Annotated in this window: 18 protein-coding genes; 11 read left to right on the top strand and 7 right to left on the bottom strand. The window is 51.2% G+C overall.

Annotation, left to right across the window (positions count from 1 at the left end; genetic code table 11):
• The first annotated feature begins 159 nt into the window (after positions 1-159).
• Complete coding sequence (locus MKY59_RS05765; RefSeq protein ID WP_339276499.1) at positions 160-1,962, top strand: 5'-nucleotidase C-terminal domain-containing protein; 1,803 nt, start codon at positions 160-162, stop codon at positions 1,960-1,962.
• 469 nt (positions 1,963-2,431) lie between these two features.
• On the opposite strand, the gene MKY59_RS05760 is transcribed toward MKY59_RS05765, so the two are convergent.
• Positions 2,432-4,258 (bottom strand): proline--tRNA ligase, encoded by a 1,827-nt coding sequence (locus MKY59_RS05760; protein ID WP_339278335.1) that lies wholly within the window; start codon positions 4,256-4,258, stop codon positions 2,432-2,434.
• 539 nt (positions 4,259-4,797) lie between these two features.
• Here MKY59_RS05760 and MKY59_RS05755 point away from each other — a divergent pair.
• Positions 4,798-5,466, top strand: coding sequence for a 3'-5' exonuclease (locus tag MKY59_RS05755; RefSeq protein ID WP_236415350.1), 669 nt, complete (start codon positions 4,798-4,800; stop codon positions 5,464-5,466).
• Between the two features lie 34 nt (positions 5,467-5,500).
• Here MKY59_RS05755 and MKY59_RS05750 read toward each other — a convergent pair whose 3' ends face one another.
• The 3 genes from MKY59_RS05750 to MKY59_RS05740 all read right to left on the bottom strand — a co-directional run bounded on the left by MKY59_RS05750 (position 5,501) and on the right by MKY59_RS05740 (position 7,708).
• A complete protein-coding gene (locus MKY59_RS05750) occupies positions 5,501-6,466 on the bottom strand; it encodes a WYL domain-containing protein (RefSeq protein ID WP_236415351.1) in 966 nt (321 codons plus the stop codon).
• Between the two features lie 169 nt (positions 6,467-6,635).
• A complete protein-coding gene (locus MKY59_RS05745; RefSeq protein ID WP_236415352.1) occupies positions 6,636-7,331 on the bottom strand; it encodes a hypothetical protein in 696 nt (231 codons plus the stop codon).
• Positions 7,332-7,540: 209 nt separating this feature from the next.
• Positions 7,541-7,708 carry a hypothetical protein gene (locus tag MKY59_RS05740; protein WP_236415353.1) on the bottom strand — a complete coding sequence of 56 codons (168 nt, stop codon included), beginning with the start codon at positions 7,706-7,708 and terminating at the stop codon, positions 7,541-7,543.
• Positions 7,709-8,223: 515 nt separating this feature from the next.
• Here MKY59_RS05740 and MKY59_RS05735 point away from each other — a divergent pair.
• The 7 genes from MKY59_RS05735 to queF all read left to right on the top strand — a co-directional run bounded on the left by MKY59_RS05735 (position 8,224) and on the right by queF (position 12,340).
• Positions 8,224-8,424: a hypothetical protein gene (locus MKY59_RS05735; protein WP_339276496.1), complete on the top strand. Its 201-nt coding sequence runs from the start codon at positions 8,224-8,226 to the stop codon at positions 8,422-8,424.
• The gene (locus tag MKY59_RS05730; protein WP_339276494.1) at positions 8,412-8,678 is read left to right on the top strand and encodes a hypothetical protein; all 267 of its coding nucleotides are present in this window, start codon (positions 8,412-8,414) and stop codon (positions 8,676-8,678) included. The genes MKY59_RS05735 and MKY59_RS05730 overlap by 13 nt, the downstream gene beginning before the upstream one ends.
• 18 nt (positions 8,679-8,696) lie before the next feature.
• Positions 8,697-9,404 (top strand): AIM24 family protein, encoded by a 708-nt coding sequence (locus tag MKY59_RS05725; protein ID WP_339276493.1) that lies wholly within the window; start codon positions 8,697-8,699, stop codon positions 9,402-9,404.
• A gap of 387 nt (positions 9,405-9,791) precedes the next feature.
• Positions 9,792-10,472, top strand: coding sequence for a 7-cyano-7-deazaguanine synthase QueC (gene queC, locus MKY59_RS05720; RefSeq protein ID WP_236415407.1), 681 nt, complete (start codon positions 9,792-9,794; stop codon positions 10,470-10,472).
• Positions 10,469-10,960 (top strand): 6-carboxytetrahydropterin synthase QueD, encoded by a 492-nt coding sequence (gene queD / locus MKY59_RS05715; protein ID WP_339276491.1) that lies wholly within the window; start codon positions 10,469-10,471, stop codon positions 10,958-10,960. The genes queC and queD overlap by 4 nt, the downstream gene beginning before the upstream one ends.
• A 49-nt stretch (positions 10,961-11,009) precedes the next feature.
• Positions 11,010-11,786: a 7-carboxy-7-deazaguanine synthase QueE gene (gene queE / locus MKY59_RS05710; RefSeq protein ID WP_339278334.1), complete on the top strand. Its 777-nt coding sequence runs from the start codon at positions 11,010-11,012 to the stop codon at positions 11,784-11,786.
• Between the two features lie 62 nt (positions 11,787-11,848).
• Positions 11,849-12,340 (top strand): preQ(1) synthase, encoded by a 492-nt coding sequence (gene queF / locus MKY59_RS05705; protein WP_236415359.1) that lies wholly within the window; start codon positions 11,849-11,851, stop codon positions 12,338-12,340.
• A gap of 1,083 nt (positions 12,341-13,423) precedes the next feature.
• Here the strand turns inward: queF and MKY59_RS05700 are convergent.
• Complete coding sequence (locus MKY59_RS05700) at positions 13,424-15,202, bottom strand: phosphatase PAP2 family protein (protein WP_339276490.1); 1,779 nt, start codon at positions 15,200-15,202, stop codon at positions 13,424-13,426.
• A 424-nt stretch (positions 15,203-15,626) separates the two neighbouring features.
• Between MKY59_RS05700 and MKY59_RS05695 the strand changes: the two genes are divergently transcribed.
• Complete coding sequence (locus tag MKY59_RS05695; RefSeq protein WP_339276488.1) at positions 15,627-16,898, top strand: MFS transporter; 1,272 nt, start codon at positions 15,627-15,629, stop codon at positions 16,896-16,898.
• Positions 16,899-17,151: 253 nt separating this feature from the next.
• Here MKY59_RS05695 and MKY59_RS05690 read toward each other — a convergent pair whose 3' ends face one another.
• Both MKY59_RS05690 and MKY59_RS05685 read right to left on the bottom strand, forming a co-directional pair.
• Positions 17,152-18,000 (bottom strand): EcsC family protein, encoded by an 849-nt coding sequence (locus tag MKY59_RS05690; RefSeq protein WP_339276487.1) that lies wholly within the window; start codon positions 17,998-18,000, stop codon positions 17,152-17,154.
• Between the two features lie 192 nt (positions 18,001-18,192).
• Positions 18,193-19,056 (bottom strand): helix-turn-helix domain-containing protein, encoded by an 864-nt coding sequence (locus MKY59_RS05685; protein WP_236415367.1) that lies wholly within the window; start codon positions 19,054-19,056, stop codon positions 18,193-18,195.
• 278 nt (positions 19,057-19,334) lie between these two features.
• Between MKY59_RS05685 and MKY59_RS05680 the strand changes: the two genes are divergently transcribed.
• On the top strand, positions 19,335-21,023 hold the full coding sequence (locus MKY59_RS05680) for an ABC transporter substrate-binding protein (RefSeq protein ID WP_236415368.1): 1,689 nt from the start codon (positions 19,335-19,337) through the stop codon (positions 21,021-21,023).
• The last annotated feature ends 7 nt before the right edge of the window (positions 21,024-21,030 follow it).

Genomic DNA, 21,030 nt, shown 5'->3' with positions numbered 1-21,030 from the left:
CAAAATAATGACTGCCGGTCGATAAAGGCGGACAGATGTCATCTTCAGGTTATGTATTTTTACGCAAATCGCGAGATTTCCTTAATATAGTCTGTTAAAATATGACGTGAGCCGGGTCCGGCTTAGTTAGATTATTATTTGGGGAGGGTACGGATTCATATGAAAATCTGGAAGACTTACGTTTCACTTCTGCTAACGGTATGTTTGCTGTTTGGCAGCGTAAGTATTGCCGCGGCTGCAACGGACACAACTACCGGCACGGGCAAACACATTACGATTCTACATACGAACGACACGCACGCGCGTGCTGTTGAAGCTTCACCGGCCATGGGATTTGCCAAAGTTGCGGGCATTGCGGACAAGTATCGCAGCGAAAATCCCAACACGCTTCTGCTTGATGCCGGCGATGCCGTTCACGGAACAACCTTCGCCACACTGGTCGAAGGCGAGAGCATCGTCAAAGTCATGAACGAAATAGGCTATCAAGCCATCGTTCCGGGCAACCATGAGTTCAATTACGGCTCCAAACGTCTGCTTGAGCTGGCGGATATGATGAATTTCCCGATGATCAGCGCCAACGTGAAGAAAAAAGACGGAACTCGTCTGTTCGATCCATACATCATCAAGGAAGTGGACGGGGTCAAAATCGGGATTATCGCCCTGACCACGCCGGAAACGATGTACAAAACAAATCCGAAAAACGTGGAAGGGCTCGATATTACGGACCCTGCTGCCGAAGCAAAAGTGCTTGTGAATGAAATTCGCGGCAAAGTGGATGTCGTCGTTGTGCTGGGCCACCTTGGACAAGACGCTTCCAGTACGGATACAAGCTTCAAAGTGGTAAAAGAAGTGCCTGGCATTGACGTATTCATCGACGGACACAGTCACACCGTTCTGCAGGACGGCCTCGTATCCGACCATGGAACGCTGATTGCAAGTGCCGGTGAATACACCAACTATGTAGGTGTGATCGACCTGTGGGTAGACGGCGGCAAAGTGACGAAAAAGCAAGCCACGCTGATTGACGAAACCGAAGCCAAAGACATCAAACCCAATGAAAAGGTAGCTGCTCTGGTCAGCTCCATCCAAAAAGAACAAGAGCCTATCCTTAAAGAAGAAGTAGCGAATACGGCGGTACACCTGGACGGCGAACGTGCGCAAGTTCGCGCAGGCGAATCCAATCTGGGCGACCTGCTCGCCGATGCGCTTCGCGACGTTGCCCAAGCAGATATTGCATTGACCAACGGCGGCGGAATTCGCGCTTCCATCAAAGAAGGTACTGTAACCAAAGGTGACATCATCACCGTTCTTCCTTTTGGCAACCAAGTCGTATCGCTCGATGTCAAAGGTGCGGATATCCTTGCAGCACTGGAAAACGGCGTAGCCTCTTATCCTGAGCCAAGCGGCGGCTTCCCGCAAGTATCCGGAATCAAGTTCAGCATCGATGCTTCTGCGGACAAAGGCAACCGTGTTCACTCCGTGACGGTAGGCGGCAAAGCCCTTGATCCGGAAGCTACTTACAAGCTGGCTACCAATGACTTCACAGCGGTAGGCGGGGACGAGTACACCATGTTCACCAAATATTCCATCTCCGGCATGTACGGCGCAATGGATGAAGCATTGATCAACTACATGCAAAAGCTTGGCGCGGTAAATATCAAAACCGATGGGCGTATCAAAGAAGAAGCAAAAGCTCCTGCTGTGCAGCCGGAAAAACCGGCAGCGCCAGAGCCTGCTCCGACCGAGCCTAAACCAGAGCCGACGAAACCGCAACCAAGCAAACCGGAAACACCAGCCAAACCGGCACCAGCCAACGTATATGTCGTTAAATCCGGAGATACCCTGTACTCCATCTCCAAGAAACACGGCACAACTTGGCAAGCTCTGCAAAAACTGAACAGTCTCAAAAACCCTCACTGGATTTATCCAGGACAAAAACTGAAGCTGCCTGCGGCTTCTTAAGAAATACGTTAAGTTAACGTCTCCCTCGGCATTCATTGATGACCCCGAATAGGAGACGCTTCAAAAACTAGAAGGATGTCCCGCGGTCGATGGCGAGACATCCTTTTTCTTTAGAGGGTGGAAAATGAATCCCTGCTCTCGAAATTTCCCAACGATGAAATAATGGAGCAGGGGCATGAACTATGGCTCAATTGTTTCACTTTCCAGAGGTGATGCGGTAACTTCGAAAGGAAACCACTCGATGACCAGCCATTCAGTTACATAAATACACAACACCATTTCATCATGTTTGGCCGAAATAAAACATTTGATCAGTCGACTGACAAAAGAAAACCAAAAAATTAAAATTTTAGTTATTTAGTCTTAAAAAATGCTTGAAATCAGCATGTCAATTGTCCCGTTTGGCAGTAGTTTCAACCTATCGCAAATTATTCGGTCCTAACATTATTTCCGGCTGCACCGAACCGGACTACAACTGCTCTTTTACATAATTCAAGGCCTCTGAAGCACTCATGTCGATTCTGCCCGTCACGCCGGATGCTGCAAGAGCATGCGACCCCAATTCCACTTTAGCCTCCGCTGCTCCACGTCCGATGACGATTTGCACAGGCAAGCCAAACAATTCCGAATCGTTAAACTTTACGCCGGCCCGTTCCTCCCGATCATCAACGAGAACCGAATACCCGGCATCCGCGAGTTGCTGCTCCAGTTTCAGGGCAAGCTCACGCTGCGCCGCATCCTTCCAGTTCAGCGGAATCAGGTGCACCTGATACGGAGCAACGGCTGCCGGCCAACGTATCCCGTTTTCGCCTGCATGCTGTTCGGCAATCGCGGCCACCAGGCGCGATACGCCAATGCCGTAGCATCCCATCACCGGCACGCTCTCACGGCCGTTCCGGTCTAGGAAAGAGGCCCCCATTGCCTCGCTGTATTTCGTGCCCAATTTGAAAATATGGCCGATCTCAATGCCCTTCGTAAATGCAAGCGGCTCGCCGCATGCCGGACACGCATCACCCTCCGCGGCAAAACGAATGTGATCGACATGCTCCAACGCAAAGTCTTGGCCCGGCCTTACGCCCACCCAATGATAATCCACTTCATTGGCGCCTACGATCGCGCATGTCATGGAGGCCACGTCGGCATCCACGATGATTGGAAGGCCAAGGCCGATGGGACCCAGGAAGCCCACTTTCAGCTCGGCATGTTCCGCCAATGCCTGCTCGTCGGCAAGCTCGAGTTCTTCTGCACCCAAAACCTGTTTAAGCGCAACGTCGTTGAGTTCGTGATCCCCTCGAACAAGTGCAGCAACCAGCCTGCCGTCGGCCCGATAGAGCAATGTTTTGATCATGCGTTCAGCCCCTTGGCCCGTAAACGCGCAAAGCTCGGCAATGGAACGAATATTCGGCGTATGCACCCTGACAGGCTCTTTCCCGTTCTCCTTCCATGTTTTCACATCAACCCCATTCGTCGTCCGTTCGACGGAATCCCCTCTATTATCATCCGCTGCAATGTAGGCCAACACTTCGCGAATGAACGTATCCGCCGAAACCTCCGCTACATTCTCCGAAGACAGTGACTTGTATCCCGCTTTTTCCAGATTGGCCGCATAACCGCAGTGATTGCAGGTAACGATCGTATCTTCGCCCACTTCCGCCAGCGCCATGAATTCATGCGTTTCGCCCTGGCCGCCAATCGTGCCCGCATCCGCCTCAACGCAAATATAATCCAGTCCGCAGCGCTCAAAAATGCGAGTGTACGCCTTGTTCATCGCTTGATACGTCACATCCAGCTCATCCCAACTGGATGCAAAGGAATACGCATCCTTCATCAGGAATTCCCGGCCGCGCAGCAGGCCGAATCGCGGACGGCGCTCATCCCGGAATTTCGTGCCGATCTGGTATAAGGTGAACGGCAAGCGGCGATAAGAATTCACCTCATCCCTCGCAATAGCTGTCACCACTTCCTCGTGGGTCGGGCCCAATGCAAACTCCCTTGTTTGACGATCCTTGAAACGCATCAATTCGGGACCGTACTGCGAATACCTGCCGGACTGCTCCCACAGCTCCGCCGGCTGCATGATCGGCATCAGCACTTCCTGGCAGCCAGCCCGATCCATCTCTTCGCGCACAATCCGTTCGACGTTCAGCAGAACACGCCTTCCAAGCGGCAAATAGTTGTAAATGCCTGCCGCAAGCTGGCGGATCATCCCGGAGCGCAATAGTAAACGATGACCGACTGCATCCGCCTCAGCTGGCGCTTCTCGCAATGTTGGAGCTAACAATTCACTTTGACGCATCATACATACACCTCTTATTATTATTTTGCGATGCACAAACCAAACCCGGGAACCCGGGCAAAACAAAAAAGACACACTCGTCAAGGGACGAATGTGTCGTGGTACCACCCTTATTCGACTGGAGCCTTTAAACACGGCGCAGTCCTCTTGATCATAACGGGCTCTCCCGGCAATGGTTGCAGCCCGAAGGCGTTCTCCACCGCAGCTGGCGAGGCGGGAATTGCGCTGCGGCAGCAGAAACCTCTCACCAGGCGGTTTCTTCTCTGTTGATGCCGGGGAACGCAATCATGTCCTCGTTGTTCGCTGTTCTCATTTTTGATCACATTAGTGCATATGTAATTCTTTGTCAACCGTTATTCCAAAAATGACGCCAGAGCCGCGATCATTGCCTTGATTACGTACCACATCATATTATTTTACAGGCGTGTTGCATCATCGATCGGATGAGAGTATCGTAACATCTATAGACTTTATACGAATCCGGATTCTCTATGGTCCAAGCTTTCTGAATAGAACGATGTGTAAAAGGAGCCAACCCCATGCCATATATCATTTATGATCTTGAATTTACGGTTAGCCGAAATGCCCGCTATTCCTCTGAAATTATCGATATCGGTGCAGTCAAAGTTTCCGAGGGAGAGAACGGCCTGTATATTGCCGATACGTTCCACTCCTACGTCAGACCTTCCAACAAATCCGTTCTTTCCACAGATACGGTTCAGTTTACGGGGATTACGCAAAAGGATATCGATGCCGCCCCTCTGTTTCCGGAAGCGATCAAACCATTCATTGCCTGGATGGGCAACGAAACGTATTATATGTGTTCCTGGGGGCCGGACGATCGCAGCAAACTGATTTCACACTGCCGTACCCATGGGCTGGACGTCGCCTGGATCAAAAACCATAATGATTTGCAACAACAGTGGTCGCGCACGACGCGGAAGGAGGGAAAATTCCGGCAGATGGGCCTTGCCCAAGCTCTGGAGCTTTGCGGGATCGAGTTCGACGGAACACAGCACCGGGCTTTGGACGATGCCATCAATACGGCAAAGGTGTTCATTCATCAGTACGATCGGTTTGCATTGGAGACGAATTGTGCTGCGGATGACGAAGGACTGGTGTCGAAAGTCGTTTATTCCAGCCACGAAGACGATGAGAAAGAATCCCCTTTCGGTAATCTGGCCCATCTCTTCAAATCGAAAGAGTAAGCTAAAGGGGAACGACCCAGGCATCGGACTGATTTTATCCGTATAACCGCTGCCATTGCCTGAGGCGTTCCTGCATCATTTTCCGATAGTTTTCAGGCTCCAAAATCTCGGCGTCGGGCCCGTATTGGGCGAGCCAACCCAAAAAGGCCTGATCATCGCTAACCGCGGTTTCAAGCAAAAGGGAACCGTCCAATTCCTTCGTGACCGCCGGGCGTACGAGGAACGGTTGCTGTGATACCTGATCGGCAATAGCGGGGGAAAATCGAATTCTGAACGAAATCCATTCCGTACCCCGTTCAGCCAAAGGCATCCGGAAGTACGATTTAAACAAATAATCATCCTTTCGAAACGTGCGTGACATCACCCGGATTTTCCTCAAGCGGTTGACCTGAAAACGTCTTAATCCCTCCGATAAATGACAGTAAGCAAGCAAATCAAACCGATACTCGCGAGGGATGAGGCAATACGGGTCAATTCGAACCATCGCTTTGGCGTGCTGAACAGCATATTCCGCTTCGACCGTGTTTTGCGAAATGCAGGCTTCGAACAATCTGACAAGCGTATCATCCGTTTCCTCTGTCTGGTCGTCGTATTGTGAAACAGGCATGCCGACCTTGAACAGATTGCCGATTTGTTCGGACCATGCTACGCGTTCCTTCTTGTTTTTCTGGGTTGACGCCACCACTTTCTCATAAGCGCTCTCGAATGCCGGCTTCAGCAAAGGCCGAATATCCTCCATGACGTCAGCAAGGTGCATAAAGGCTTGGGTTTCTTCATCAGACCAGTTCAAAGGGTACATGGCAAATTGGCTGATAAACATGTATCCCCTCCCATGTCCCATGTTGGCTATGGGAATGTGCATTGCACTGAGGGCCTCCATGTCGCGATATATCGTCCTTTCCGTTGTTTCGCACCGCTCCGCAAGTTCTCGCGCCAGTATTCCCGGCTTGGCCTGCACCAGAGTAATAATGCGCATTAATCGGATCAGTCGGTCTGTCATTTTTGCCGGCCCTCCATGATGTTGTTTCAATGAAATTCAACACAACCTCTATTAATATTTCGTTATGTTGTTAAGTACATTCGACCTGTTTATTATATTCACCTTTATTATCTATGTAGATACAACCATTTCCTCATCAGTCAGGCCAACGTTGTTTTCAGCCTCCCTATTACGCGTTTTCGCGTCTGTCATGCGGCAAGTCTGCATAAGTCATTCCATAATGGCAACGCAGCTTCTCGACGATCTCGGCCTCCTCGTAATATTCGATATCTTGTTTGCGCACCGCTTCGATTAACAAGGCATCTGCATGCCTGCGCAAAATATCGCTTCCCTCTTGTATACGCCCCCGTTCATAAGCGCGCAAGGCTTGTTTGATCAAAGGCACCGTTTCGTTGAGCTTGATGCTTTTTTCAACCTTCGGATTATCCGGCTGGCGCAGCATGCCCAGATGGCTTGTGTATTGGATGTACAATTGTTCCCTTCGCAGCAATACCCTTTGGCTTTGCTTCAATTTCCGGGTGCTCCAATACGCCGAGCAAACAGGCACCTTTCCCGAAAGTCGGGGAGACATCGCGAATTCAAGCAGTATTTTTTTGCTTTCGCCTTTGTAGACGTCACCTAACCTGAGAACCCAGCCAATATCCGTTTCCTTGGAGCGGCAACCATAGACTCCCTTAAGCCGAACTCCGAATTCCGGTTTGAGCAACAATTCCAAGTCACGCGACACGATTTTGGGTGCCGTCTTTCTGGGTCTTTTGGCTAAGGCACCGCTGCGCCATTCAATCAACATATATACGGGGTCGGCTCCCCCCGTCGGAATGGCCTCTCTGTTCCACGAATAACTTACTTCAAAGACTGAGTTCACTGGTAGTCTCTCCCCCGATTTATATGTATTATCTTCTAAGTTATCAGGGTAAATGGACACTATATTGTCACGGAACATATGTTCCCTTCATTTTTTTCCACAAACTTTTTCCCCTTCGCCTAAAACCGCCGAAATGCGACAGAATTTGACCCAAAAAAAGCTTGGCTCCAGCCAAGCTTTTCCGTTCTATCTGTTGCCAAGTCCCAATTTTACAATGAGTCGGATCGCTCTCTCCATTCGCCTCGCGACCTTCCGTCTTGTTCGTTCTGCACGGGAACGTAGGTGATGCTGTCTATGATCAAATCTCTTCCAATCGGTTCTCCGTTGACGGTAATGGTTATTTTTTTGGTAGGTGCTGTGTGTTCTGTCGTATGCATCGATTTCTGCTCCTTTTCGTTCAATGTGAAAATGATTATATTTTGTTCGTTACCTTAATTAATAAATCCCACTAGGCCACTGCGGGCGCAGTACCATCTTCCAATCGCTGTTATCCCCAGATTTTTTTAATCCCCATATTTAAGAGGAAAATCCGGTGATAAATGCGAAGCGTATGCTTTCGATGGAGCTTTCTTACAGAAAGCTTTTAGCTCCGCTTCTCCAGATTGGTTCTGCCCTCTCCGTTATCGTGTAAATGTCTAGTTCAACATATATAGCGGCGTTTTCGCCAAGGGAAAAGCAGATACGCAAACGCGGTTAATCATTTAATGATCAGCCGCCGGGGCCGACTATGTCCATTACCCGAAAATCCGTAGGATCAAACACAAAAATTCACTGGGGACTGAAGGAAGTACTGAACCCATTGCGCCGATTTTGACGTATAATGTAATAGTGATTTTCCTTCCGTACCAAGAAACGCGGAATATACCGATTTTAATCGAAAGAAGGTGCCTCTATGCCCAAACGGTCGAAACACGGAACCCTTCGAATTTTGCTCGCTGCATGCGCGATCATGGCGTTTTCGTTTACGCACACCGTAAATGCGGCACATGCCAACATCTTTTCAGACATATACAGCAGTTGGGAACGGGTATCGGAGCTCCCGGGAGAAGTGAATGCTCTGCAGGAAAGCTATCGCAAACGTTGGAACAATTGAACGAAACCTCTGCGCAGTTGGGACAAGCTGAGGCCAATGTCGAGGCATTCAAAGCCCAAAATGAGCAGCTGGTCGCCCAAAACCAGAAACTGACCGAAATGGTCAGCGAGCTTCAAGATCAGCAGAACGCTCGCAATGTCACCGCCAAACGCATTCAAACCACAGTCATTACTGCCGTTTGTCTCATCTTGGGGTATTTCATCCTGATTCGCGTGATGCGTTGGGGGATGCGTCGCCGTTCAGGCCGAATATAAAGAATAGGGAGCCACGACATGCACATTAACCTCAACACGGTCGAAGCGGACGGGGCCGGTCAAGTGTTGAAGTTCTCGCTTACGCCCGAAGACCGGCTTCATATTTTACACCCCCAACAAATCGTCGCCTTTCGAGGGCCAAGCAGCAGCCGCAACGACAAATTCATGAACATCTCCGGCATGTACCGCAAAAAAAAGCTGATCAAGTCCGAAATCACCGGCCCTTGCCAGTTTGTGGCTGCACTCCCGCCCGGCTTCACCATGAAGGAAGTGGAATTGACGGCCGAGAGCGACCTGCTCTACGACTTTCGCCATCTGTTCTTTTATTCGGACGGCGTCACCATGCACACCAAAATCCAGAAGATCAAAAATATGTTCATCACCCGGGACGCCGTGAAAATGAAGTTTTCCGGCCACGGCAAAATCGGTCTGCTGACCCAGGGACAAGTGTGCCAACAGGAACTGCACCCCACCGCTCCCTTGTACGTGGATGCAGGCAGCGTTATTGCCTATCCTGAAAATGCTCATCTGGAACTGACGGTATACGGCAACCACTTGGCCAGCCAACACATGAACTATCATTGGAAAATGACGGGACACGGCCCTGTCCTGTTTCAGGCAGGCCGCGAGAACCACAGGCTGGAACGGGACGTCAACGATGGCGATGGCCTGTTCAAACGAATCTTGAAAGAAGTCATTCCGTTCGGCAACATTCTGATTAAATAAGCGCCGGCCTGTCGAACCGCTTCAGACAGTCAAATGTTGGATCGCTGCAGAACATGTGCTGCAAGGTTGAAATTGTGTTATACTGAACCGGACAATTGAAGAAGAAAATCCATGCCGCTTGGCATGGGAGAGGTTCGCGAACTCCCTCTACAGCGCATTTCAGGCCTGACGGCCGCATGTGCTGCGTACAGAACAACGTCTGAAACCGCATGGTGACAGATAAATCTGTATGTAAAAAACTAAGATCACTTTTTCGCAGGCATTTTTTTGCTTGTTTGCGGGAAGGTGTGTTTTTTGATGGATGCCAGTTCATGAACTTCTCTGTTCTTCGACGATGCAGGCTTTTGGCCTGAATCGATCTTAAGAAGATGGAGAGGTTTTTTTATGTTGAACGAAGAAAAAGCAGTCGTTGTATTCAGCGGCGGCCAGGACAGCACCACCTGCCTGTTCTGGGCTAAACAGCAGTTTGCCGAAGTTGAAGTCGTCACCTTCGACTATGGTCAACGGCACAAACTGGAGATCGAATGTGCGGCGGCGATCGCACACGATCTGGGCGTGCAGCAGACCGTGCTCGATATGAGTCTGCTGAATCAGCTTGCGCCAAGCGCGCTGACCCGCACGGATGTGGAGATCACGCATGAGGAAGGCGAGCTTCCCAGCACGTTCGTCGATGGACGGAATTTGTTGTTCCTCAGCTTCGCCGCGATTATGGCCAAACAAAAAGGTGCGCGTCACCTGGTCACCGGTGTATGCGAAACGGATTTCAGCGGATATCCGGATTGCCGGGATTCCTTCGTAAAGTCGCTGAACGTTACGCTTAACCTGTCGATGGATTACCCGTTCGTAATCCATACGCCGCTGATGTGGCTGGACAAAGCCCAAACGTGGGAGCTGTCCGATCGACTCGGCGCCTTCGATTACGTGCGCGAACGTACGCTTACCTGCTACAACGGCGTCATTGGCGATGGCTGCGGCGAGTGCCCGGCATGCAAGCTGCGGAGAGCCGGATTGGATCGTTATCTCGAACAACGCACCCAAACAGGGACACCGGGGGCGGATCATCGATGAGAGAGCCGGGGACGTTCCGCATCGTCGAGCGGCTGCAGCGGATCGACGAAGACATTTTGCCTGCACAGCTTCGCTATCATCGGAAACGGGTGCTGGTCAGCAAAGAGTTTACCTTTGACGCCGCGCACCACCTGCACTGTTACGAAGGCAAATGCAAAAACTTGCACGGACATACGTACAAAGTCGTATTTGGCATCAGCGGTTATCCGGGGGAAACCGGGCTTACCGTTGATTTTGGACATATCAAAGACATTTGGAAAACCCGCATGGAAGGGTATCTCGACCATCAATACTTGAACGAGACCCTACCTTTGATGAACACCACGGCCGAAAACATGGTCGTCTGGCTGTTCGAACAAATGGAACTGGCGCTGCAGTCGGAGCCTTATGTATCCCTCGCCGAAGGGGGACGAACCGAATTCGTTCGTCTGTACGAGACACCTACCAGCTACGCGGAAGCGAGACGGGAGTGGATGATCGATGGATAACCTCCTGCAGCATGCGTCAGCAGACATGACCCAGGATTTGCCAGCCATGATGGACTCACGTCCCGAACCGGAAAGCAGGTCTGCGAATGGCGGACGCGGGGGACGCATTCCGGTCATGGAAATCTTCGGGCCGACCGTTCAAGGCGAGGGCATGGTCATCGGGCAAAAAACGATGTTTGTGCGCACCGCAGGCTGCGATTACCGCTGCTCCTGGTGCGATTCGGCCTTTACCTGGGACGGCACCGGGAAGGACCAGATCAAAATGATGGCGCCGGAGGAGATTCTGAAGGAGCTGCGCCGCATCGGCGGCGCCCGCTTCTCGCACGTCACGATCTCCGGCGGCAACCCCGCCCTGCTTGCTTCGCTGGGCGGGCTGGTGCAATTGCTGCGCGAGCAGGGCATCCGCACGGCGGTAGAGACGCAGGGCTCGCGCTGGCAGCCTTGGCTGGCGGACATTGACGAAGTCACCGTCTCGCCGAAGCCACCCAGCTCCGGCATGGAGACGGACTGGGGCGTGCTGGATGATCTGGTTCAGCGGCTGGCGCTGCGTCCAGCGAACCGCAGCATGAGTCTGAAAATCGTCATTTTTGACGAGACAGACCTGGACTATGCCCGGCGCGTGCATGAGCGGTATCCGGGAACAGCTCTCTTTTTGCAAACCGGGAATCCTGACGTCTCGTCAGCGGATACAGCAGACCTTGCCTCCTCCCTGCTCGAACGCTACGAGTGGCTGATTGACAAGGTGAGCGGCTCCGAGACGTTGAATGACGTTCGCGTGCTGCCGCAGCTTCATACACTCGTATGGGGCAATAAACGCGGCGTGTAGCCCAATGAACAGGCTATCGATTAAATATATGGATTTTAACCTAAAGGAGTTACGGAACGACAATGAGACAACCTGACGAGATGCAAGACTTGACGCTGCTGGGCAACCAGGGCACGAAATATACGTTTGAATACGATCCTGGCATTCTGGAGAGCTTTGACAACAAACATCCCTACCGCGATTACTTCGTGAAATTCAACTGCCCGGAGTTTACAAGCTTGTGCCCGATCACGGGCCAGCCTGACTTTGCCACCATTTATATCAGCTACATTCCCGACGTCAAAATGGTAGAAAGCAAATCGCTCAAGCTGTATTTGTTCAGCTTCCGCAACCATGGCGATTTTCACGAGGATTGCGTGAACATCATTATGAACGATCTGATCAAGCTGATGGACCCGCGCTATATCGAAGTATGGGGCAAATTCACGCCGCGCGGCGGCATCTCCATCGACCCGTACACCAACTACGGCAAACCGGGGACGAAATACGAGCAGATGGCCGAGCACCGCATGTTGAACCATGACATGTACCCGGAAACGGTCGATAACCGTTAAGAGGTAAACTTAGGCGACTAGTCATAAACCCAGCACTCGGTGCCCCCTTCAAGGGTGATTCAGCCCGTTGGCATCACGGATCTCTAACATAGGAGCAGATTCTCCCGCACCCTGCGGGGAAGAATCGCTCCTTTTTTGCGTTTATCGCATCGGATACGGCAAAGCTGGAACGTTAATATAGATCGGCACAATGCCCACATATCGCAATGGTCGACCGCGCGAGCGAACTTCAGGCACATTATTGGTGTATAGACAGCTAACGAACTTCAGGCACGTTATATGGAGGTTTTCCGGCATATGGTTGGCTAACGAACCTCAGGCACGCTATTTAAGATAATTTACGTACCTCGGGTCCAATTTCACCCAAATAAGGTGTGTGAGGTTCGTAAGACCTTGAAAAGCCTCCATTTGGGCTGATTAACGTGTCTCATGTTCGTTACATCCGTAGCTTCACGCATTAGGGACATCATTGTCGTTGCGGCCTTTGCTGTCCTAACTTTGTTACTATCATAGGAACCATGGTGTTTATTCAAGCAGCTGCCGTTAACCCACCAATGCCTTCATTGCAATCGTAACCTCAATACCTTTAATTGCTTCGTCAGGCGGCGTTACCTTATCACCAACTACCACAGCTTTCGTGTCATGAAAGCCTTACCGCCATACCAGTTGTTACAGTTACTTCATTCCTCGTCAACGTCGCGTTTAACACGCAATACAAAAAGAACCCCGGATCATTTTCCGGGGTTCTCTCGATTTAGCTCTATATAAGTTGAACCGATGATTTTTACACGGAGTCACTACGTGGTCAGAACGATCTTCCGATCCCTGTTATCCCCAGATTTTTTTGATCCCCTTTTTTCAAAAGGAAAAGGTGAAGCTTATGCTTCCGATGCAGCTTTCTTTCAGAGAGCTTTAAGACCGCTTTTAGACCGCTTTTAGACCGCTTCGCTTCTCCAGATTCTTTCTGCCCTCTCCGTTATCGTGTAATTGTCTAGTTCAACCTATATAGGCTGTGCAGTCACCTGGTTCCGCTTAACATTTCTATCCCGCTGGGAACGAATCTGCCACCATACCCTAAACCTCTTATTTGCTCACTTTCAGCACAACGCTGTTTGCTTTGTAAACCACGCTTGCTTTTACGCCGCTCGGCAGTCCGGAAACGTCCACGGAAGCAAACTTCGTTCCAGCCGCTTTTTGGCCGAACGTCATGATCGTGGCGCCGTTCGCCGGCACGTAACCATCCGTGAAGTTCAGTTGCAGCTTGCCGCCAAGGGTAGCGTTTTTCGCCACTTGGAATACGTCGTTTTTGCTGCTGATGTTCAGCTCCAGCGTACCTTTGGCGGATTGTTTGAAGTCGCCGCCAATCACGAACCGGCCTTCAACCTCTTCACCGATCGTTCCGCCGTTGTTGGTGACGCTCGCCGTACCGAATGCCGTTTTCGAAGCACCCTCAAGCGTACCTTCCTCCAACACAGTGCCGCCGGAATAAGTGTTGTTTCCGCTAAGCGTCAGCTTGCCCGTACCTTGTTTGGTCAGCTTGCCTTCGCCGGAAATATCATTGCGCCACAAATCTTCAGCATTGAAGCCGCCTTTGGAAGCATCCATGTTCACGGTAACGTCGGACATGAATGCGCCGTAACCATCTGCCGCGGCAAACAGGTTCAGGCGTCCCCAACCTTCCGGATCATTCAGCAGCGGATAACCGGAAGGCAGTCCTGTCGTAGCGAGTACCTCACGGCGCTGGGTATCGTTCAAGTACGGCTGACGCGTTTCCAGCAGCACCTCGGCATTTTTGGGAACCACCATCGGTTCGGTTTTGGAATCGATTTGCGGGAAACCGAACGTCAGCAGTTCGGTATATTTCTTTTTGTTGGCGTCATAATCGCCGTATGCATCTGGACCTTTAACTTCTGTGTTCATCAGTTCACGCTGTGCTTGCTCGTAAGCCGCTTGCTTCAGTTCGCTGTTCGCCGGATCGGACAGAATCGCCGCCGACAGCGCTGTGGCCAATACGCGTCCACCCATGACGTCCAGCGGGGAGTGCATGCCTGCAACGACACGGCTTTCGCCGAGCTCAGCCGCATTCGTCAGCATTTCCTGATAACGTTCAGGCGCAGCATACGCAAACGCAAAAGCGGTCAGGTAAGCCGCATTGGTATGTCCGCTCGGGAAACCGCCGTCTTTTTCAGGCTCATTGCTTTGTACCGGAAGAAGCGTGTTTACGACCAGCGAGTTATCCACCCAACGGAATGGACGCGGATATTGGAAATAATATTTGGACGGATTGCCGGACGAATATTCGCCACGCAGCGTGTTCACCAAGCTTACCACTTTGCCCAGGCTGGATTCAGCGTCCCCTGCGCCATTTCCTTCGTCACTGTACTTCGTTGTCGTTGCATCGGCAGCAACTTCCTTGACGGTTGTTTCCGCTTTAGCTTTGGCACGATACGTATCGGCATAAGGACCGAAACCGTCAATGACGCTGTAGCTTTGGCTGCGGCGGTCATCCAGGTACGCTTTCTCCGCTTGTTCGGCCGTGCGGCGCATATATGTATTGAATACTTTGCGAATATTAAGATCCAGAATGCTTTCGTTCAGCTTGCTTCCTGTATTCCAGGCATCGCCGGTTTTCCAAAGGTCGGAGAAGCCGGACAAAATACCAAGTGCGGGATTGGACTCCAGCGTCTGGTTATCGGTTTTGTTGTTTTTGTAGTTGTCCACGAAATATCCCCAGGCTGGTGCGGGCGCTGGGTCCACGTTAAAAGAACCCGTTGCAGCGTTGGCGTACCCCGCCCCCACGGAGCTTAACAGTAAAGGCATAGCCAATAACGCTACAGTAGCTTGTTTTTTCAAAGATTTCATGATTCGATCAAATCCTCTCTCGTCTTTTTGCACCTTGTCGGGCACATGATGTAATGAATCAACAAGTTGTCCGTTAAAAATCATAGCGCACGTTTGTTAAGCCAAAATCTTCTTTTTGTTAAATCCCCTGCGGTTTTGTATGGACAGACACACAGCGAAATTTGCCCCTTCAAAGGCAAGCTTCCTAATTAAATATATCGTTGCCCGTGCATTCGGCTATGCCCGTCGTCATTGGGTCAAACACAAGAAATGTTTGGTTAATGTAAAATCAACCCTATGCGCATCCCTCGGTTGATCGATGGATCCGGTTATTATTTTCTCTTGTCGGTGCCCTCAATCTATCCTATTATGTAACAATATGAGTAAGTATCTCAGAATAGAAGGCATAGATCCCCAGCGACTGTGACCTAAAGGAGAACTGTACATGTCTATGCAATCCTCTTTATCCAAGGACGGCCGCGTCCGTTCCAAAATCGACCCCGGATCGGATGCCCAGCGCACCGTGTACCGGATCTTGATCGCCATCAGTCTGGTGCATCTGTTCAATGATTCCATCCAGTCCGTCATTCCGGCGATTTTCCCGATTCTGAAGGATTCCATGCACCTGAGTTATACTCAGATCGGATGGATCTCGTTCGCTATCAACTTCACCGCATCCATCATGCAGCCCGTCGTCGGCTGGTTTGCGGACAAAAGGCCTACCCCTTCCATTTTGCCCATCGGTATGGGCTTTACCTTTACCGGCATGCTGCTGCTTGCCTTTGCGGACGATTATGCCGCCGTACTGATCTCGGTCATTTTCGTTGGTTTGGGCTCGGCCGCTTTCCATCCCGAAGGCTCCCGGGTATCCAACATGGCCGCCGGACAGCGTCGCGGGCTCGCCCAGTCCATCTTCCAGGTAGGCGGTAATGCCGGGCAATCGCTGGCCCCATTGCTGACGCGCTGGATATTCATCCCGTTCGGCCTGTTCGGAGCGATCGGTTTCACCGGCATTGCCGCAGCTGGCATCGCGGTACAGATCTATATCGCCCGTTGGTACGGGCGCATGCTCGGTTCCGGTTACATGCGTAAGCAGGCGGCTGCACGCAGAGCGCCAAACCCGGCCTTGCGCAAAAAAATTGCGGCAGCCATTACCCTGCTGATCATCCTCGTCTTTGTACGTTCGCTGTACAACGCGGCCATCGGCAGTTATTACGCCTTCTATTTGAAAGAAGGCTTCAGCCTGTCCACAGAGGATGCGCAGATTTACATCTTCATGTTCCTGGCCGCGGGTGCACTTGGCACCTTCTTTGGCGGACCGTTGTCCGACCGTTTCGGTAAACGCAACATGATCTTCCTGTCCATGGCATGCGCTGCTCCGCTGACGTTACTGCTGCCGTACGCCAACCTGTTCTGGACGGGCGTATTGCTGGCGATCATCGGTTTCATCATCCTGTCCAGCTTCTCGGTCACGGTCGTTTACGGACAGATGCTGATCCCGGGCAAAATCGGGACGGTATCCGGCTTGATCACAGGTCTCGCCTTTGGCATGGGCGGGCTCGGCGCACTCGTGCTTGGAAATTGGATCGACGCCCTCGGCGTATCCACGGTCATGCAATTTTGCAGCTTCCTGCCGCTGATCGGGGTTCTGACCTTCCTGCTGCCTTCGGATAAGGTGCTGAAACGTTGGGCGGAAGAAAACGGCAGCGAAGAATAAGAAACTTAGGGTGTCACAGTTTCTTTAATCCATGAAGATTCGTCGCATCGCGTAAGCACATCCAAAAAACGCCTATTTCGTTGTCATCAACGGAATAGGCGTTTTTCATTAAACTCCAGTAAAATCATATTTGTTATATAAACCGCAAAAAACATACACACGTTAACGGAGAGGCAGAACCAATCTGGAGAAGCAAAGCGGTCTTAAAGTTTTCTGAAAGAAAGCTGCTTCGAAAGCATGCGGTTTATATAGTTCACTTCAATCGCTGCAATATCAATCTCTTCTTGTACAGCATCTTGCCGGCTTCCGCCACGTCCTGGATCGTGCCCTTGTTGCTGATCGAGCCGAACAGCATGCCTGCGATCGGAATGAGCTGGAACAGCTTCTTCCAGCCGAAAGATTCACTGTACGAGAGAAACACTTCCCGCCAGCCCTGCATCTGAGAAATAACCTCTACTTGCTTCTCCGGATTGTCGTAATCGGCAAGCTCATCGATAATCGCTTTTTTGCCTACGATATCGGCCGACGAAAATTGCAGGCATTTTACGATAAAAATGCGTTCCTGCGGATCGTCCGGATTGTAACCGTAACATAACGCCATTTCCTGCAGCACCTTCAGCGACATGCCCATGACCATAGGAATGTCGGCTGCAATGGTCACGATGCCCCCGATTCCCGTCGCTGCCCCCTGCGCTGCCGCAAACTTCGCCCGGCTCTCGGTAATGCTGTCCGCAACGCGGTCAAGTACTTCAAGCGGCAGCCCTTCTACGCTATGGATCTGGCCGTCTGCCTGCGAATCCGTTTCTTGTTCTACCTCGGTCACTGTAACATCCTTCATGACATATCCCGACTTTTCGGCCTCTTCCTGCAGCAGCTTGGCTACTTTCTGTTTCTGCACCAGAAACTTGCCCCCGTGCTGCACGTATTGTCCGACATCGTTCAAAGCCGTTCCGATCTTCTCTTTCAGCGCTTTGGGCATCACCTTATCGAGCATGACGAACGGCAAACGACCGAGTTTATCCCAAATAAACAGCGCCTTCTGCTCCTTCTCCCACTTCAGGATCTGCTCCAATTCCTGATCCAGTTGTTCGCGTGTTTCCATCTATGACAGTCCCCCATTATTTCTTTGATCAACTAACATATACCTCATACGCAGAAAACATGGGATTGGTTGCTTTTGCATGATTCCCCGGACACATGCAAATCGTGCATCGGGCAGTAGTCATCAACACGAAACCGACTCGGTTCCCTTGTTGGATTTCAGATGTCCTAACCTTTTAAATCCGAACCCAGATTATTGCCTCTGCCTGTAGGCCTTGGGGGAGATGCCATGCGCCCTGGTAAATTGGCGGGTGAAATAGTTGCTGTCATTGAAGCCGCATTCATATGAAATTTGCGTGATGGACAGGTTTGTGTGCTTAAGCAAGGTGCCTGCCCTGTCCAGGCGCAGACGCTGCAAATAGGAAATGGGCGTCATTTGATAATGGGTACGAAAAATACGGTTCAAATGTCTCACCGATATGCCAGACTTCTCTGCAATCTCCTCCAGCGACAATGGCTCGACGTAGTGATCTTCAATATACGAGACCGCATTCGCCAAATGCATCAATGTGTTGCTATCATTCCCCTGTTCCTGAGAATCGTACTGCCTGGACAAATAGACGACCAGTTCCATGAAACGCGACATCAGCATCGTTTGGTGTCCCTGCTGCTTCTCGTGATATTCCCCGATCATGACCGAAACCAACGAAGAGACATACTCCATGTCCGAGATCGGCAGCGCGAGCTGGCTGGGAAACGGGTGCGTTTTCCGGTAAAGCGGTTCCAAAACGAACAATGCCTGAAATCCGTTGGACGTCCGCAGATCCGGCCCTGCCGCCGCCAGCATCTCAGGCCTGTACATGATATTGCAGATGTTGAAGTCATGCGGATCTTTGTATGCGTGCGGGGTACTCCCGTTAATAACAAACACGTTTCCTTTTTTGATGAAAGACTCTTCCGTATGCACAATATGCGTTGCATTTCCCTTCAACACGATCACGAGCTCCGAAAAATCGACATGCCGATGAAGATCGGTATCCTCGTCATGTCCCCCATATTGAATGTAGAACGGAAAATGCTGGTCGGTTGTAAACCAATTCAAATATGCGTTGCTCACTGGTCTTTCCTCCGAAATTCATAGATTGGAACCATGTCTATATCATGCTACTCCACGACCGAATAATCAAGGTTTCACGCATCAGGAAAACGTTAGAATATGCTTCATAAGCCATTATGGAGCAGGCGCAAAAGAGAGATGCAAGAGGCTCCCGAACCGTGTTCCGAAAGCCTTGGCATGAAGATGACGCTCATGCAGCGCCTTCTTGAAAGCGCACGCAATAGCTCGGCTCCACCGATCTTTGGGCTTTATCAACCATTATCCTCAGGGGGGTTAACATGACAAATAAGATTCGAAAAACGGCAACATTGTCGGTTGCAGCGGTTCTTTCGCTAAGCCTGCTCGCAGGCTGCGGCAGTTCCGGGAATGCCCAAACGACCGGAACTGCCGGCAAAGACGGTTCCGATCCGGTTACCTTCACGTTCTTTGGCGCGGACAATAATCCGAACTGGAACAACATGCAGGACGACGTCGGCAAGGAAATCACCAAAAAGACGGGCGTGACGCTGAATGCCGAATTCGCCATATCCGATCCTGCGCAACGACTGGCACTGATTGCGGCCAGCGGGGAATACCCCGATCTCATCAGTCCCAAAGGCGATCTCGATAAACTCGTCGATGCCGGAGCCATGCTGGATCTGACCGATCTGATCGAGGAGCATGCCCCCAATCTCAAAAAGCTGTTCGGCGATCAGATCAAACGGCTGCGCTACAGCAACGACGATCCATCCATCTATGTCATTCCTACCTACTCTGCCATCGACGGCGTGAATTTCGTGGCTGGCGGCGGCTTCGAGCTGCAGCATCGGGCGGTCAAGGAAGCCGGTTACCCGGAGATCAAAACGTTGCAAGACTATGAAAACGTCATCCGCGACTATCTCGAAAAACATCCGACCGACGAAAACGGCAACAAAAACATCGGCCTGACGTTGAATGCGGACGACTGGCGCATCCAGATTTCGGTGACCAACCCGGCAGCCGAAACGACCGGCAAATCCGGGGACGGCGAATATTACATCGATCCGGAAACACATGAAGCTTCTTACCACTTCCGCACCGAAGGCGAGAAAGAATACTTCAAATGGCTGAACCATATGTACAACACCGGACTGCTCGACCCGGAATCCTTTGTGCAGAAAAATGACCAATACCAAGCGAAAATCGCTTCGGGTCGGGTCATCGGCCTGATCGATGTCGACTGGGGATACAGCGATGCCGAAAAGTCATTGAAAGCCGCTGGAATGAATGACCAGACCTATGGCCACTACTCTGTCATGTTATCGGACAAATACAAGGACAACCGTTACCAATCGACCGGGTTCATGGCCGGCTGGGGCGTCGGAATCACCACGGCCAACGAAGATCCGGTTCGGGCCATCCAGTTTCTCGATTTCCTCGCTTCCGAAGAAGGACAGGTGCTGAATTATTGGGGCGTCGAAGGCAAGCAGTACGAAATGAAAGACGGCAAGCGCATTGTGCCTGACGACGTGCAGCAGCGTATCGTCAATGACAACATCCCGTTTACCCGGGAATCCGGCATTGGACTGTACACGAACCTCGGCGCTCATTATGGAGACGGCGTTCAAGATTCCACAGGCAATTATTTCACCAAAAATTTCCCGGAACAAATCGTGAACAACTACACCGATGCCGACAAAGAAACGCTCAAAGCCTACGGGGCAACCACCTGGATGGACCTGTTCCCGAACGAAAAAGACTTCCCGCCCAAAGCTTGGGGAGCCGCCTGGAATATCTCTGTGCCGTCCGACGATGAAATTAAGGTCATCGAGAACAAAGTGAAGGACATTACGTGGAAAGTCATTCCGCAGGCGGTCATGTCCAAACCCGAGCAATTCGATGCCATCTGGGACGATTACCAGCAGCAGTTGATCAACGCAGGCGTCGAAAAAATGGAACAGGGCTTCACCAAATACGTGCAGGATCGCGTAAAACTTTGGAATGAATAGGAGCAGC

The sequence above is a fragment of the Paenibacillus sp. FSL W8-0426 genome (genome assembly GCF_037969725.1).
GTDB lineage: Bacteria > Bacillota > Bacilli > Paenibacillales > Paenibacillaceae > Paenibacillus > Paenibacillus hubeiensis.
This window is presented reverse-complemented; position numbering and strand designations above follow the sequence as displayed.